This is a genomic window from Mameliella sp. AT18, assembly GCF_028807275.1.
Classification (GTDB): Bacteria; Pseudomonadota; Alphaproteobacteria; order Rhodobacterales; family Rhodobacteraceae; genus Antarctobacter; species Antarctobacter albus.
Genome location: NZ_JARAMO010000019.1, coordinates 1 through 15,792 on the forward strand (window position 1 = coordinate 1; position 15,792 = coordinate 15,792).

Sequence of the window (15,792 nt, forward strand, 5' to 3'; positions counted from 1 at the left end):
CCCGGGCTTCTTCTTGGCAAAAATACCCCAACCCGCGCGCCACAGGCGCCGCGCGGGCTTTGGGCCTTGCCCCCGGTCACCGGGCCGATACGCTCCGGTGATCGGCACGGCTGGGGAGGCAGGCCATGACAGACGTGGCACTCATCACCGGCGCCAGCCGGGGCATCGGGCGGGCCTCTGCCCTGAGACTGGCCCGGGCAGGCATGAATGTTCTGTTACATGGCACCGATACCGCCAAGCTGGAAGAGCTAGCCCAGGAGGTCACCGCAAACGGCGCACAGGCAGCGATCCTTGCCGGAGACGTGGCTGACCCAAAAACGGCGAGCCGCGCCGTCGAAGCCACTTTGGCACGGTTCGGACGGATCGACGTGCTGGTGAACAACGCCGGGATCAACACCCGGTCCTCCACGCTGGAAATGCCGCTGGACGACTGGCAGCGGGTCATGGACGTGAACCTGAACGGAACGCTGCATTTCTGCCGCGCGGTCCTGCCGACGATGATCGCACAGGGGCGCGGCAGCATCGTCAACGTCAGTTCGACCACCGCCAAGACGCCACATCGCAACGCCGCCCCGGCCTATGGGGCCTCCAAGGCGGCGGTCAATTACCTGACCATGCACCTGGCGCAGGAAATGGCGCCGAATGGCATCCGGGTGAACGCGGTCTGCCCCGGTCCGGTTGAAACCGATATGTCCGACCAGTGGAGTGCGGAGTACCGCAAGACCGTCACGGCGCGGGTGCCGCTGGGCCGCCTGGGCACACCCGAAGAGATCGCCGAGATCGTCGCCTTTCTCGCCTCCGATGCCTCGGGCTTCATCACCGGAGAGACGATCAACGCCAATGGCGGAACCTACATGAACTGAGCCGGGACAGCTGCCTGACAACCTTACACATTCAAGACAACAAGGCCTTGACCTAAAAACAAAATCGTAAGATGATCAGACAAATTTACCTGGCCCGTAGCAGATGCAGGACACCACCATCATCGCCGACGACCTGACCGGCGCGCTCGACAGCGCGGCGCCGCTGGCCGGGCCTGCGCGGGTCGTTGTCGCCACCAGCGTCGCGGCGCTGGATCGGGCGCTGGAACATCCGCACGATATCCTCGCCGTTTCGACCCGCTCCCGCGAGATCCCGGCAGAGCAGGCGCGCGCAAGGGTGGCCCGGGTGCTGGCCTCGCTGCCCGGGGGTATCCGCCTGTTCAAGAAGGTGGATTCGCGGCTCAAGGGCAACATCGCGGCAGAGCTTTCGGCCCTTCCGGACCGCCCGCTGCTGGTGGCCCCGGCGATCCCCGATTTCGGGCGCATCGTGCGCGCGGGCCAGGTCAGCGGCTTTGGCGTGGACACCCCTATCGACGTGGCCGCCGCCCTTGGCGGACGGCCCGCCACGATCCCCGACACCCTCACGGCAGATAACATGCGCGCCGCCCTTGCCGCCGCAGCCCCGGGCACGGTCCTTGTCGGTGCGCGCGGCCTCGCGCTGGCGCTGCGCGGGGATCAGGCGCCTGCGCCCGTTCCGCACCTGGACGGCCCGCTGACCATCGCCGTCGGCTCTACCGATCCGATCACGCTGGAACAGGTCGCCGCCCTGCGCGCCGCGCGGCCCGACCTTGTGCATGTCACGGCGCCCGCCGGGGTCGTTCCGCCGCCCCCGAACAACGCTGCGCCGGTGACGCTGATCCAGATGACGGACGGCCCCGAAACGCCGCCCGCACAAGCCGCCCAGCGTTTTGCCGGCGGCCTCGCGCCCTGGCTCGACCGGGCGGGCACGGTGGTCATCACCGGCGGCGCCACCGCCGAGGCGGCGCTGGATGCAATGGGCATCGACGTCATGACCGTGGCGGGCGAGATCCTGCCCGGCCTGCCCTGCTGCCGGGTCGGTCCCCGCAGCATCGTGACCAAGTCCGGCGGTTTCGGCACCCCCGACACGTTCCTGCGCCTTGCCGCCATGACCGAAGGAGCGCGGGCGCATGGCTGACAAGACCACCCGCACCAAGCGCAAGAGCCTGTCCGAGGACGTTTTTGACAAGCTCGTGCGTTCGATCAAGTCCGGCGCCTATGGCGAGAACGAGCGTCTGCCGACGGAAAACGACCTCGCCGCCGAATTCCAGGTGTCGCGCCCCACGATCCGCGAGGCGCTGCGCAAGCTGCGCGAACAGGGATTCATCTATTCCCGCCGCGGGGCGGGCAGCTTCGTGCGCCAGTCCGGCCTGCGCGAACCGCTGGGTTTCGGCAACCTGCAAAGCATCGCCGACCTGGAACGCTGCTACGAATTCCGCCTGACGCTGGAGCCCGAGGCCGCCGCCAGCGCCGCAGAGCGCCACGATGCCGCCGGGCTGGCGGCGATCGAGGCCGCGCTGAAACTGATGCGCGACGCCACCGAACAGTCGCGCCACCGCGAGGACGCGGATTTCGCCTTTCACTGCGCCATAGCACGCGCCAGCGGCAACCAGTATTTCGCCACCGCGATGGAAGCGCTGGAGGAACATATCGCCGTGGGGATGCAGTTCCACGGCATCTCGCTCAAGGCGTCGAACAACGGTCTGGCCGCTGTCTATGCCGAGCACCGGGAAATCTACGAGGCGATCCGCGACCGCCGCGCCGAAGAGGCCCGCACCCTGATGCGCACCCACCTGCAAGGCTCACGCGACCGGCTGTTCACCGGCCGCCCGCATCGCGGTGAGGCTGGTTGAGGGCTCAGAAAGCCGCGCGATAGATGGCTTCGACCTCGTCGACGCTCATGTCCCGCGGGTTGTTGTCCATCAGGCGGCGGATGCCGTGGGCCTCTTCGGCCCAGGCGCGCAGGTCGCTTTCCTTGGCGCCATTGGCCTGCATCGACATCTCGATCCCCAGGTCCGCACAATAGCCCGCGACACTGGCCCGGATCTGCGCCGGGTCATCCGACGCGGGCAGGCCCAGCGCGGCCAGCACCTCACCCGTCTTGCCCGGCACGGCGGGCGCGTTGAAGGCCAGCACATCGGCAAAGAGCAAGGCCACCGACAGCCCATGCGGAATCCCCGCCCGTGTGCCCAGCGGATAGGCCAGCGCATGTCCCGCAGCGGTGTTGACCGGCCCGAGGCAGAGCCCGCCGTAAAAGGACGACAGCAGCATCCCGGCCCGCGCCTCGGCGTCGGTGCCATCCGTCACCGCCCGGCGCAGGAACTGCCCGGCCAGCCGGATACCCATGCGGGCGTAATCGTCGATCAGCGGATGGGCGTTGATGTTGGTAAAGGCCTCGACGCAATGGGCCAGCGCATCGACGCCGGTCGCGGCGGTCACCGCAGGCGGCACTGTCATCGTCAGGTCGGGGTCCAGGATGGCGATGTCGGCGGCCATGTGCGGGCTTTCGACCGCCACCTTCATGCCCGTCCCTGTCGAGGTCACAAGCGCGCGGATACCGCCCTCGGACCCGGTCCCGGCAGTCGTCGCCACCTGCGCCAGCAGCGAGCACTTTTGCGCCACCTTGTTCGGCCCGGCCACCTCAGTCAGCCCCTGGTCGGAATTCCAAAGCGCCGCCACCAGCTTGGCCACGTCCATGACCGATCCGCCGCCCAACCCCACCACGAGGTCAGGCCGGAAGTCGCGCGCCACCACCAGCGCCGCGTCCAGGTCCGTATCCTTGGGTTCGGGCTGCACCCCGTCGAAAACCTGCACAGCGCCCGCCAGGTCCAGCCTGTCCACCATACCGGCAGTCACAGGCTGCGCGATGACAAGCGTGCGGACCTCTCCGGCCCAGGCGCCCAGCCGGGCCGCCGTGCCCTGCCCCACCTCGAAGCGTTTGGGCAGATGCAGGGTGATTGCGCGTGAAAGTTCCATGAGTGCCTCCCTCAGCCGCCCAGTTGTTCCATCTTGAGCCAGACCGCCCGCCGCTCTGCCTCGCCCAGTTCCACGAGGGGCGGCATCAGGTTCAGCCAGCCCAGGTCATCGCGCGAGCGCGCCAGCATGGCCTTGACCGTGGGCAGTTGCACATAGGCATTGGTCAGCCCGCGCCAGTCGTCGATCCGATCCTGCGCGGCGGCGACCTCCTCGGACTTCGCCGGATCGTTCCACCCCTCCCAGACCACGCGCAGCGCGTCCGCGCGCAGGTTCGACGTGGCGGTGATGCAGCCCGCGCCGCCGACCTTGAGCAGGGGCAGCATCAACGGGTCCGCGCCCGCCAGAACACCGAGATCGGGAAAGCGGCGGCACAGCTCTGTCATGTTGTCCATGTCGCCGGAACTGTCCTTGATCCCGCAGACGATCCCCGGAAAGCTATCCATCAGCCGCGCGATCAACTCATGCCCCAGCGGCACCTGCGTCACCTGCGGGATGTGGTAGAGCACCACCCGCAAAGCGTCCGAACCGATGCCTTCGATCACCCGGGCATAGAAACGGAACAGCCCCTCGTCGCTGACCCCCTTGTAGTAGTAGGGCGGCAGCAGGACGACGCCCTTGCAGCCCGCCTCCACCGCGTGCCGCGTCAGCGTGATCGTGTCCGCGACCGAGGGCGAGGACGTGCCGGGCAACAGCGCCCCGGCGGGCACGCCATGGTCGACCGCCGCCTCGACCAGCGCCATGCGGTCCGCGATGCCGAAACTGTTCGCCTCGCCCGTGGTGCCCAGCATGGCGATGCCGTGACAGCCCTCTTCCAGCAGCAACCGGCAGTGCTCGGCAAAAAGCCGTAGGTTCGGCTGCCCCTCGGCCGTGACAGGCGTGGCGGCGGCGCAATGCACCCCCTCTATGGCATGGGTCATTGTCCCCTCCCCGCGGCCAGCTTGCGCGCGTAAGCGATGGCCTTTTCAAGGTTTTCATGGCTCGCGATGCCCTTTCCCGCGATGTCGAAGGCGGTGCCGTGATCAACCGAGGTCCGGTCGATGGGCAGGCCCAGCGAGACGTTCACTGCCGTGTCGAAGGCCACCAGCTTGACCGGGATATGCCCCTGGTCATGATACTGCGCGACGACCAAATCGAACTCGCCACTGTAGGCGCGGTGGAACAGCGTATCAGCGGGCACCGGGCCGGCAACGTCGATGCCCTCGGCCTGCGCCGCCTTGACCGCCGGAACGACCTGCGTGTCGTCCTCTGTCCCGAAAAGTCCGCCTTCGCCACAATGCGGGTTGATCCCCGCCACGGCGATACGCGGCGCGTCATAGCCCAACCGCTTGAGATGCGCGTTGCCCACCCGGATCGTCTCCAGCAGCGCCTCGGGCGTTGCGCGGTCGATGGCGTCGCGCAGGGACACATGGGTCGAGTTGTGCACCACCTTCAGCCGCTCGGAGGCCAGGATCATCCAGGCCTTCGGCGTGTCGGTCAGATGCGCCAGCATGCCCGTATGCCCATCATAGTGATGCCCCGCCGCGTTCAGCGCCGCCTTGTTCAGCGGTGCGGTCACGATGCAGCCGATCTCATCCGTCAGCGCCGCCGCCACCGCCGCCTGCATGAAGCGGAAGGCCGCATCGCCGCCGCGCGCATCCGCCTGCCCCCAGGGCAGCGGCGCGCCTTCGACGGGGATGTCCGTCACGGCCACGTCGCTATCCAGGTCAAGGCCGGAATGGACGGCCTCCTCTGCCGCGCGCAGCGTGGTCAGGCAGCCGAATATCCGGGTCTGCGCCCGCTCCTCGGGCGACATGGCCGCCACCGCCTTGAGGATGATTTCCGGGCCCACCCCCGCCGGGTCGCCCATCGTGATGCCGATCATTCAGCCCTCCAGCCAGTCTGTGCCCAGCCGCACGTATTTGATCGCGCGCCGGTGGTATGTATAGGCGAGATGCAGCGTGCCGTCCGCGTCCTGCAGCAGCGCGGGATAGGACATCTCGCTGTTCTCGCCGTCTATGGAATTGTTGGACAGGCAGGCGCCCGGCCCCTCTTCGACCACGCGCCGGTCGGGGAAGGTCAACCCGCCATCGCTGGACAGGGCAACGACCATGGGTGCACGCGGCACCCCCCAGATCGGATTGCAGCCGCCCGCCGCGTTGGGCCGGTCATCGCCCCCGCCGAGTTCGTCATAGAGCGACTCGCGCCGCGCCTCGGGATACATCTCGGCGTTGACCGGGTTGCAGGCCATCGCCAGCCGCCCGTCCGCCAGCCGGATGACAGAGATCGAGGAATTGTTGTTCGGCACATCCGTGGCGACAGGCGCGCTCCAGCTTTCGCCGCCATCCCGGCTCTCGGTGCGATAGACGTGATCCGACTGGCGCCGGCGAAAGAAGGCGGCCAGGTGATCCGGCCCCAGCACCACCGGCGTCATGTGCACACACCCCATCGAGCCGGGCACATCCACCACGCGCCATGTCTCGCCCGCGTCCTCGCTGATCGCCAAGGCGGCAGTGTCATGGCTGCCCGTCCAGCGTTCGCCGGGGCGCGAGACACAGCGGAACAGTCCCATCAGCCAGGCGCCGTCCCCGCGCACCACGATGGGCGCGCGGATGAAGGTGCCGCGCGGCAGCGACAGGTCGCGTGGCGCGCCGCCCTCCTCGCGCATCCGCACGACGCATTGATCCTGGTTTCCGCCGGGCTGCGCCGTGTGCAGGATCAGCCGCCGCCCGTCCGGCGCGTCGAACTGCACCGGGTTCTGCTCGGACCGGTCGGGATCGTCGGTCAATCTCTCCGCCGCGCTCCATGTCCCGTCACGCAGCAGCGACCGCCAGATCGAAATATCCGATTTCCCTTCCAGCGATCCGCCAAACCAGAGGCAGGACAGACCGTCATCCCCCAGCGACAGGAACGCGGCGTGATTCTGGACACAGGGTGAGGGCAGGAGCGCCTGCGCCCCACCAGCCGAATCGGGCCGAAGGAGCCCGTCCATGCCAGAGGCGATTTCCTGCGGGGTGGGCGTGGCTTGCATGATCTCGCCGTCCTTTCTCCGGGGCCTCGATAGGCGCAAGAGTTCAGCCAATTTTCCAAAGTTGTCAAGTTGAATGAGGCACTCACGCAGCGCAGAAATCCGGGAACGCATTACACAAAACATTGTTTTTAAACGCCCTTTCTGAGTGAAAATTTCTCAATCCACCTCCTCTCTCGAAATAATTTGACAATTCAAGGCAACGCTGTGACAGTCAGCGCCATCAGCCGGGCGGCCCATCCGTCGCCCGCTGCCAAGCCTGGCAGGAGGAGGCCGGTGGGGGTTGAGAAGCGATCAGAAAGAGCTGCTGGGTGTCAGCCTCATGATGCTGGCCTCGGCGCTGGGGGCCGTGGACGCGGTGCTCGTACGGCAACTCAGCCCAGAGGTGCATCCCTTCGTCATGGGATTCACACGCTCGCTCTTTGGCTTGCTGGTGGTCCTTCCGTGGATTCTGTCACGGCCCGGGATGCTGAAATCCAACTATCATTTCCGGCACTTCCTGCGCGCGGCGCTGAAACTGGCCTCGCTGCTGGCCTATTTCGTGGCCTTCGCCACAGCGCCGCTGGCGATCGTGACCGCCATCGCCTTTACCGCGCCGATCTTTGTCACCATCGGGGCCTGGCTGTTCCTGTCGGAACGGCCCCGCGCGCTGCGGATCGCCGCGGTGGCGGTGGGATTCGCCGGGGTGCTGATCGTGCTGAACCCGGGCAGCGACACGGGCATCTCCCTGGGGCTGCAATTCGCGCTGCTGGGCGCCCTGCTGACGGCGCTGATCCAGCTGATCCTCAAACCCATGTCCGCCCGCGATTCGACGGAAACGCTGGTCGCCTGGAACCTGATCGCCACCGTACCCGTCGCCGCCATTCCCGCCGCCTTCGTCTGGTCCAACCCGACACTGGCGCAATGGGGGCTGCTGGCGGTGCAGGGTGTGCTGGGGGCGCTGGCCATGACCTGCGTCACCCGCGCCTTCTACTACGCCGAGGCCTCCTTGATCGGGCCGGTGGATTTCCTGCGCCTGCCCTTCGTGGCGGCACTGGGCTACCTGTTCTTCGGGCAGGTGGTGGCCATGTCCACCTGGATCGGGGCACTGGTGATCTTCGTCGCCACCATCCTGATGGCGCAAAGCGCGCGCCGGCGGCCCGTCCTATGAGCAGCGTCTCAGCGAAACGGCTCCAGAGACCGCAGCGTCGCCGCTTTCAGCCGGTGATACAGCGGCGTTTCCAGCCGCTTCGGCCCGGCAGTCAGATAAAGGGTCGAGCGCAGCTGGTCCGGTGTCACGATCTCGCGGTAAGCCAGGTTGGCCATCTGCACCGTCTGCGCCGACTTGGGCACCAGTGCCAGCCCCAGCCCCCGGTTGACCAGCGCCAGCACGGAAATCGTCTGGCTGACCTCCAGCACGGTCGTGGGCGTCACCCCTTCGGTCGCCAAAGCCGCGCCCAGCATCTCGCGCAGGAACCCGCCGCGGTCGGCGGAATAGCCGACGAAGGGCAGCCCGTCGAGATCGCCCAGACCGGGCTGCGCCTTGCGGGCCAGCGGATGATCGGCCGGAATCGCCAGCACGAAGGGCTCGCTGACCACCAGCGTGCTCTCGATCTCGGCATGGCGGCGCGCGGTCCGCGTCAGCCCCAGGTCCAGCCGCCCGGACAGCAGCGCCTGGTTGATCTCGTAGCTCATCATCTCGATCGGCTTGACCGTGACATGCGGCAGGGTCCGGCGCACCTCGGAGACCAGGCGGGGCACAAAGTCGATGGCCGCCGAGGGCACAAAGCCCAGCGCCACGTCCCCCGCCTCGCCCCGCGCGGCCTGACGCACCATCAGCGCCGCGTGTTCGGCCCGCTGCAGGATGTCACCGGCACTGGCCAGCAGGCTGTCCCCCGCCGGGGTCAGGCGCACCGCGCGGTTGGACCGCTCGAACAGCTGTTCGCCCAGCGCGTGTTCCAGCAACTGGATCTGCCGCGACAAGGGCGGCTGGGTGATGTTCAAACGCTCTGCCGCGCGGCGAAAATTCAGCTCTTCGGCCACCGCCACGAAACAGCGCAACTGGTAAAGATCGAAACCGGCCCTGGCCAAGACGACGCCTCCTGCAGCCTTGCAGCGTGTTGCCATACAGTGATCCAATTTGTGGATCATATCAATTCAAGATTGGAATATACATCGGGGCGCAGAGGCGTACCCTGAACGAAATACCGATCCCGGCAGTGAACCGGGTCGGAAAAGAGGCGCCCGTCAGGGGTGCCGGTATTCGGGGAATAGGGAGGAGAACCATGACCCACAAGTTCGGCCGCATCAGCGCGGCGCTTCTTGCATCAACCATCGCCGGTTCGGCGCTGGCGCAGGACAATTCCGTCACCATCGTCCTGTCCGAGGAACTGGACGTTGTCGAACCCTGCATGACCTCGCGGTCCAACATCGGCCGCGTCATCCAGCAGAACATCTCTGAAACCGTGACCGAGCTGGTTCCGGGCGAGGGCCTGCAACCGCGCCTGGCCACCAGCTGGGAGGACATGGGCGGCGGCACCTGGCGTTTTGCCCTGCGTGAGGGCGTGACCTTCTCGGATGGCACCACATTCGGCGCCGAAGACGTGGCCCATTCCATCGCGCGGACCACCGGCGACGCCATCGTCTGCGAGATCGGCGCCAAGTTCTTTGGCGGCATGGAGATCACCACCGAGATCGTCGACGAACACACCATCGACATCACCGCGGACCCGGCCCAGCCGATCCTGCCGCTGCTGATGTCGACTATGACGGTGGTGCCCTCGGAAACCCCGATGGACAGCTTCGTCGACACGCCCATCGGCACCGGGCCCTATACCTTCGACGAATACAACGTCGGCCAGAACATCAAGCTGAGCGTGCGCGACGACTACTGGGGCGACGCCCCGGCGGTGCGAAGCGCCACCTATGTCTTCCGCTCGGACAGCGCCGTGCGCGCCGCGATGGTCAAGACCGGCGAGGCCGACATCGCGCCGAACATCGCCCTGCAGGACGCCACCGATCCGGACATGGACTATTCCTATCCGAACTCGGAAACCGTCTACCTGCGGGTCGACAACATGACCGCTCCCCTGAACGACGTGCGGGTGCGCCAGGCGCTGAACCATGCCGTCGACCGCGAGGCATTCATCGGCACGATCCTCGCCGATGGCACCCTCTTGGCCACGGGCATGACACCGCCCTCGACCATTGGCTACAACCACGACCTGACGCCCTATGCCTATGACCCGGACAAGGCCAAGGCCCTGCTGGCAGAGGCCAAGGCCGACGGCGTGCCGGTCGACCAGACCATCACCCTGATCGGGCGGACCAACAACTTCGGCAACGTGCTGGAGACGATGGAGGCGATGCTCCAGATGTTCCAGGATGCGGGCTTCAACATGGAGCTGCAGATGTACGAGGTGGCCGAGTGGGAGAACTTCTACTCCAAGCCCTTCGCCGAGGATCGCGGCCCTACGATGGTGCAGGCGATGCATGACAACGCCAACGGCGACCCGGTCTTCTCGATGTACTTCAAGTACCATTCGGACGGCCTGCAGTCCGGCACCACCGACGCCACGATCGACGACATGATCGCCGCCGCAACCGCCGCAACCGGCGACAAGCGCGAACAGCTGTGGAGCGAGCTTTTTGCCTATATCCACGGCGAGGCCGTCACCGACGTGCTGCTGTTCCACATGGTCGGCTTTTCCCGCGTGAACCCGCGCCTGGACTTTGCCCCCACCATCAAGACGAACAGCGAACTTCAGCTGTCGCAGATCGCCTTCAAGTAAGGTTCCCGCAACGCCGGGGGCGGGTCCCCTGCCCCCGGCACAGCATCAAGGCCACCTCCCATGAAAAGCTTTCTCGGACAACGCGCCATTGCCAGCGCCATCTCGCTTGTCGCCTTGATCGTCCTGGTCTTCTTCCTGTCGCGCCTGACCGGCGATCCGACCACGCTCTACCTGCCGGTCGATGCCTCGCTTGAATCGCGCGAACAGTTCCGCGAGCTGCACGGGCTCAACGATCCGCTGATCGTCCAGTTCGGCCGCTATGTCGGCGATCTCGTCCGCCTCGATTTCGGAGAGTCGATCCGCCGATCGGAACCGGCGCTGGACGCGGTCCTGCGCGCCTTTGTCTGGACGCTGCAACTGGCGGTGATCACGATGGCGCTTGTCACCGCCGCGGCCATCGTCCTGGGCAGTCTTGCCGCCTTCAAGGTCGGCGGCCTCTTCGACCGCATCGCCACCTTCTTTTCCCTGATCGGCGCCAGCGCCCCGGATTTCTGGATCGCCATCGTCGCCATCGTCATCTTCTCGGTCAACCTGGGCTGGGTGCCGACCTCGGGCACCGGATCGGTCTGGCACTGGATCCTGCCGATCTCGGTCCTGTTCATCCGCCCCTTTGGCCTGATCCTGCAGATCGTGCGCGGCTCGATGATCACCGCGCTCAGCTCGGCCTACGTCAAGACCGCCCGCGCCAAGGGCGTCAGGAACCGCCCGATCATCTTTGTCCACGCGCTGCGCAACGCCATGCTGCCGGTCATCACCGTCATCGGCGACCAGGCGGCGGCGCTCTTGAACGGCGCCGTGGTGGTCGAGACGGTCTTTGGCTTTCCCGGCGTCGGCAAGCTGATGATCGACTCGATCCTGCAGCGCGATTTCACCGTGGTGCTGGCGGCGATCTTCGTCACCGCCGTCGCCATCTTCCTCATGAACATCCTGATCGACATCCTCTACGCGGTGCTCGATCCACGCATCCGGTACTGATCCAATGGCCGTCTCCGAGAACTCCGGGACCATCCCCGAGACCCCGCCCGCCTGGCTGTCGATCCTCAAGATGCTCTGGCGTGACAAGTTCGCGCTCTGTGCCGCGGTCTTCCTGACGGTCATCGTGCTCTGCGCGATCTTCGGGCCGATGTTCCTTGAAGATCAGGCCATGCGCAACAACCTGCGCGGCCGCAATGCGCCGCCCTTCGACTTCTCGAAGGACTGGAAATTCTGGCTGGGCGGCGACGCCCTGGGCCGCCCGCTGCTGGCCCGGATCATCGTCGCGGCGCAGAACACCATGATGGTGGCCGCCGGCGCGGTCCTGTTTTCGATGGCCATCGGCACCGGGCTGGGCCTGATCGCCGGCTACACCTCAAAACTGGGCAGCCAGGTCATCATGCGGCTGGCGGACGTGATCATGTCCTTTCCCTCGCTGCTCTTGGCGGTGATCGTGCTCTACATGCTGTCGCCCTCGGTCACGAACCTGATCATCGTGCTGGCGATCACCCGCATCCCCGTCTACCTGCGCACCACCCGCGCCGAGGTGCTGGAGATCCGCGAACGCATGTTCGTGCAGGCCGCCCAGGTCATGGGCGCCTCGACCCTGCGGATCGTCTTTCGCCACATCCTGCCCGTCGTCTTCCCGACGCTGGTGACCATCGCGACGCTGGATTTCGCCTTTGTCATGCTGGCCGAGTCGTCCCTTTCCTTCCTCGGCATCGGCATCCAGCCGCCCGAGATCACCTGGGGCCTGATGGTCGCCCAGGGCCGCCCCTACCTGACCAACGCCTGGTGGCTGTCCTTCATGCCCGGCCTTGCCATCATCCTCACCACCCTGTCGTTGAACCTGCTGTCGAACTGGATGCGCACCGCGCTGGACCCGGTGCAACGCTGGCGGCTCGAAATCGCGAGGAAGAAGAAATGAGCCACCTGCTGGAGGTCCGAAACCTCACCGTCGATTTCCACACCGCCCAGGGCACCGTCCATGCCGTCCGCGATGTCAGCTGGCACCTCGACCGCGGCGAATGCCTGGCCATCCTGGGCGAAAGCGGCTCGGGCAAATCCGTCTCGGCCTCGGCGATCATGAACCTGATCGACTGCCCGCCGGGAGAGATCGTCACGGGCGAGATCCTCTTCGAGGGCGCCGACCTGCTGAAGAAGTCCGGCGAAGAGCGCCGCCAACTGAACGGCAAGCGCATCGCCATGATCTTTCAGGACCCGCTGAGCCACCTGAACCCGGTCTATACCGTCGGCTTCCAGATCGAAGAGATCATGACGGCGCACGGCTGGCCCGCCGACAAGGCGCGCGCCCGGTGCCTGGAACTGCTGGAACGGGTCGGCATCCCGGATTTCGCCAACAAGGTCGACGCCTACCCGCACCAGTTTTCCGGCGGCCAAAGGCAACGCCTGATGATCGCGATGGCGCTGGCGCTGAAACCCGACATCCTGATCGCGGACGAACCCACCACCGCGCTGGACGTGACCGTGCAGGCGCAGATCCTCGCCCTGCTGGAGGAATTGCAGCGCGAGACCGGCATGGGCCTTCTGCTCATCACCCATGACCTTGGCGTGGTGGCCGAGGTGGCCGACCGCGTGGTGGTCATGAACTCGGGCCAGATCGTCGAGACGGGCAGCGCGGCAGAGGTCTATCGCGCGCCTGCGCATCCCTACACGAAAAAGCTGATCGGTGCCGTGCCCGGCGGCGGCGACATGGCCCCACCGCTGGACACCGGCATCACGCCGATCCTCGAGATCAACGGGCTGAGCAAGCACTACGGCGCCTTCGCCGCTCTGGACAACGCCAGCCTGACGGTCCTGCCGGGCGAAACGGTGGCCATCGTCGGCGAAAGCGGCTCGGGCAAGTCGACGCTGGCGAAATGCCTTTTGCGTCTCGAAGAGGCCAGCATGGGCGAAGCGCTCTGGCAGGGCCGCGACCTAGTCACCATGCCCGCGCGCGACCTCTTCGAGATGCGCCGCGACATCCAGATGGTGTTCCAGGACCCGACGCAATCGCTCAACCCGCGCATGTCGGTCTACCAGATCATCTCCGAGGCCTGGGCCATCCATCCCGACATCCTGCCCAAACCGCAGTGGAAGGAACGGGTGCGCGACCTCCTGGAACAGGTGGGGCTGAGCGCCGATCACATGTTTCGCTACCCGCACCAGTTCTCGGGCGGACAGCGGCAGCGGATCGCCATCGCCCGGGCGCTTGCGCTGGAACCCAAACTGATCGTCTGCGACGAGGCCGTTTCCGCCCTCGACGTGTCGATCCAGGCGCAGGTGATCGAGCTGCTGACCCGGCTCCAGGATGAGCTGGGGCTGAGCTATCTCTTCATCGCCCATGACCTGCCGCTGGTGCGCGATTTCGCGCACCGGGTGGTGGTGATGCAGGGCGGGCGGATCGTCGAACAGGGCCCCGTGGCCCAGATCTTCGACGCGCCGCGCATGAAATATACCCGCAACCTCATGGCCGCCTCGCTGCACCCCGACCCCGAGGTACAGGCCGAACGGCGCGCGGCGCGGGACGCAATGAAGGAGGCCTCGTGATGAGCAAGGAAGACGTTCTGGTTCTCTACCCCGCCCGGCCCAGGGCGATGGAACAGCTGGAGGCCGCCTATACCCTGCACCGGCTCGACGAGGCCGAGGACAAGGCGGGCTTCCTGGCGGAACACGGTCCGCGCTGCCGGGGCATCGTCACCAACGGCCATGCCGCGCTGACCCGCGCCGACCTTGAACATCTGCCCAACCTTGAAATCGTCTGCTGCTCTTCGGCGGGGTTCGAGTCCATCGACGACGCGGCGCTGCGTGAAAAAGGCATCGCCCTGACCAACAGTTCCGACGCGCTCTGTGACGACGTGGCCGATACCGCCGTGATGCTGACGCTGGCCTGCCGCCGCGACCTGGTAGCCGCGCATGACTATGTCAAATCCGGCGACTGGGGCCGCAAGGGGATGTACCCGCTTCTGTCGGCGCTCAAGGGCAAGAAGGTGGGCATCGCCGGGCTGGGCACCATCGGCAAAGCGATCGCCAGCCGCCTGACCCCTTTCCGGGTCTGCCTGGGCTATCACAGCCGCAGGCCCAAACCCGTCGATCATGCCTATTTCGAGACGGTGACGGAGCTGGCCCGATGGGCCGACATCCTGATCGTCATCGTCCCAGGCGGGCCGGAAACAGAGGGGATGATCAATGCCGAGGTGCTGGAGGCACTGGGACCGCAAGGCACGCTGATCAACGTCGCGCGTGGATCCGTGGTGAACGAGGCCGACCTGATCGCCGCGCTGACCTCCGGCACGCTGGGCAACGCGGGGCTGGACGTCTACCTAAACGAACCCAACCCCGACCCGGCGCTGACCGCCCTGCCCAATGTCACGCTTTACCCCCACCACGCCAGCGGCACGGTGGAAACGCGGGACGCGATGGCACAGACGGTCGTCGACAACCTCAGGGCGCATTTCGCCGGTGAACCGCTGCTGAACCCGGTCTACACCCTGCCCGAGAGCGTCGCATGAAAGACCTCCTGCCCTATTTCAAATGGCCGGTCGGGTTTACCGTGATCGGGCTGATCCTGTCCTTCTGGCTGGGCTGGCAAAGCACCGGCCACCTGGGCGGCGCCCTGTCCTTCCTGATGATCGGCGCGGTGCTGGCGGTGCTGGAAATCTCGCTGTCCTTCGACAATGCCATCGTCAATGCCAACAAGCTCAAGGACATGACGCCGGAATGGCAGCACCGCTTCCTGACCTGGGGCATCCTGATCGCCGTCTTCGGGATGCGCATCGTCTTTCCGCTGCTGGTGGTGGTCATCGCCGCCCGCATCGGCCCGATCGAGGCACTGATCCTCGCCGCGCGCGAGCCGCAGGAATACGCGCGCATCATGGAAGGGGCGCATCTGTCGATCTCCGCCTTCGGCGGCACCTTCCTGATGATGGTCGCGCTGAGCTATTTCATGGACGAGGAAAAAGAGGTCGACTGGGTCAAGGCGCTGGAAAGCCGCCTGCGCGACTGGTCCGAGATCCGCGGCATCGAGGTGGCGCTGGTGCTGGCCGTCGCCGTCGGATTCACCGTCAGCCTTCCGGCGGGCCAGGGGGCAGAGTTCCTCTTTGCCTCGGTCTGCGGGCTTCTGACCTTTCTCGCCGTGGAACTGGTGGGCCATGTGCTGGATGCCAGCGAACAAAGCCGCAGCACCGCCGCGACCGGGGGCCTCGGGGCCTTTCTCTACCTCGAGGTGCTG

At 66.4% G+C, this 15,792-nt stretch carries 15 protein-coding genes; 10 read left to right on the forward strand and 5 right to left on the reverse strand.

From position 1 onward, the window contains the following. Nucleotides 1-125: 125 nt before the first annotated feature. From PVW46_RS02260 to PVW46_RS02270, 3 genes are all read left to right on the forward strand, one after another. Nucleotides 126-863 (forward strand): SDR family NAD(P)-dependent oxidoreductase, encoded by a 738-nt coding sequence (locus tag PVW46_RS02260; RefSeq protein WP_043143991.1) that lies wholly within the window; start codon nt 126-128, stop codon nt 861-863. A gap of 103 nt (nt 864-966) precedes the next feature. After that, nucleotides 967-1,977: a four-carbon acid sugar kinase family protein gene (locus PVW46_RS02265; RefSeq protein WP_069210010.1), complete on the forward strand. Its 1,011-nt coding sequence runs from the start codon at nt 967-969 to the stop codon at nt 1,975-1,977. Then, nucleotides 1,970-2,692 carry a FadR/GntR family transcriptional regulator gene (locus tag PVW46_RS02270; protein ID WP_043143987.1) on the forward strand — a complete coding sequence of 241 codons (723 nt, stop codon included), beginning with the start codon at nt 1,970-1,972 and terminating at the stop codon, nt 2,690-2,692. The genes PVW46_RS02265 and PVW46_RS02270 overlap by 8 nt, the downstream gene beginning before the upstream one ends. Nucleotides 2,693-2,696: 4 nt before the next feature. Here PVW46_RS02270 and PVW46_RS02275 read toward each other — a convergent pair whose 3' ends face one another. The 4 genes from PVW46_RS02275 to PVW46_RS02290 are packed head-to-tail and all read right to left on the reverse strand — an operon-like array spanning nt 2,697 to nt 6,822. Next, nucleotides 2,697-3,815, reverse strand: a complete 1,119-nt coding sequence (locus tag PVW46_RS02275; protein ID WP_069210011.1) for an iron-containing alcohol dehydrogenase — start codon at nt 3,813-3,815, stop codon at nt 2,697-2,699. A gap of 11 nt (nt 3,816-3,826) precedes the next feature. Continuing rightward, complete coding sequence (locus PVW46_RS02280) at nt 3,827-4,732, reverse strand: dihydrodipicolinate synthase family protein (RefSeq protein WP_069210012.1); 906 nt, start codon at nt 4,730-4,732, stop codon at nt 3,827-3,829. After that, on the reverse strand, nt 4,729-5,676 hold the full coding sequence (pdxA, locus tag PVW46_RS02285) for a 4-hydroxythreonine-4-phosphate dehydrogenase PdxA (RefSeq protein ID WP_043143980.1): 948 nt from the start codon (nt 5,674-5,676) through the stop codon (nt 4,729-4,731). Before pdxA ends, PVW46_RS02280 begins: the two co-directional genes overlap by 4 nt. Further along, nucleotides 5,677-6,822 (reverse strand): sialidase family protein, encoded by a 1,146-nt coding sequence (locus PVW46_RS02290; protein WP_069210013.1) that lies wholly within the window; start codon nt 6,820-6,822, stop codon nt 5,677-5,679. It abuts the gene before it with no gap. 280 nt (nt 6,823-7,102) lie between these two features. On the opposite strand from PVW46_RS02290, the gene PVW46_RS02295 reads away from it, so the two are divergent. Beyond that, on the forward strand, nt 7,103-7,969 hold the full coding sequence (locus PVW46_RS02295; RefSeq protein ID WP_223306241.1) for a DMT family transporter: 867 nt from the start codon (nt 7,103-7,105) through the stop codon (nt 7,967-7,969). Nucleotides 7,970-7,977: 8 nt separating this feature from the next. On the opposite strand, the gene PVW46_RS02300 is transcribed toward PVW46_RS02295, so the two are convergent. After that, complete coding sequence (locus PVW46_RS02300) at nt 7,978-8,889, reverse strand: LysR family transcriptional regulator (RefSeq protein ID WP_274574407.1); 912 nt, start codon at nt 8,887-8,889, stop codon at nt 7,978-7,980. A gap of 194 nt (nt 8,890-9,083) precedes the next feature. Here PVW46_RS02300 and PVW46_RS02305 point away from each other — a divergent pair, with 194 nt between their 5' ends. The 6 genes from PVW46_RS02305 to PVW46_RS02330 form a co-directional block, all read left to right on the forward strand. Beyond that, nucleotides 9,084-10,589 (forward strand): ABC transporter substrate-binding protein, encoded by a 1,506-nt coding sequence (locus PVW46_RS02305; RefSeq protein ID WP_043143971.1) that lies wholly within the window; start codon nt 9,084-9,086, stop codon nt 10,587-10,589. A gap of 60 nt (nt 10,590-10,649) precedes the next feature. Next, nucleotides 10,650-11,564: an ABC transporter permease gene (locus PVW46_RS02310; protein WP_069210015.1), complete on the forward strand. Its 915-nt coding sequence runs from the start codon at nt 10,650-10,652 to the stop codon at nt 11,562-11,564. Nucleotides 11,565-11,568: 4 nt separating this feature from the next. Continuing rightward, nucleotides 11,569-12,489: an ABC transporter permease gene (locus PVW46_RS02315; protein WP_069210016.1), complete on the forward strand. Its 921-nt coding sequence runs from the start codon at nt 11,569-11,571 to the stop codon at nt 12,487-12,489. Then, nucleotides 12,486-14,111: an ABC transporter ATP-binding protein gene (locus tag PVW46_RS02320; RefSeq protein ID WP_069210017.1), complete on the forward strand. Its 1,626-nt coding sequence runs from the start codon at nt 12,486-12,488 to the stop codon at nt 14,109-14,111. The genes PVW46_RS02315 and PVW46_RS02320 overlap by 4 nt, the downstream gene beginning before the upstream one ends. Then, on the forward strand, nt 14,111-15,073 hold the full coding sequence (locus PVW46_RS02325) for a 2-hydroxyacid dehydrogenase (protein ID WP_069210018.1): 963 nt from the start codon (nt 14,111-14,113) through the stop codon (nt 15,071-15,073). Before PVW46_RS02320 ends, PVW46_RS02325 begins: the two co-directional genes overlap by 1 nt. Further along, a partial coding sequence (locus PVW46_RS02330) for a DUF475 domain-containing protein (protein ID WP_274574414.1) occupies nt 15,070-15,792 on the forward strand: 723 nt, incomplete at its 3' end. The genes PVW46_RS02325 and PVW46_RS02330, both read left to right, overlap by 4 nt.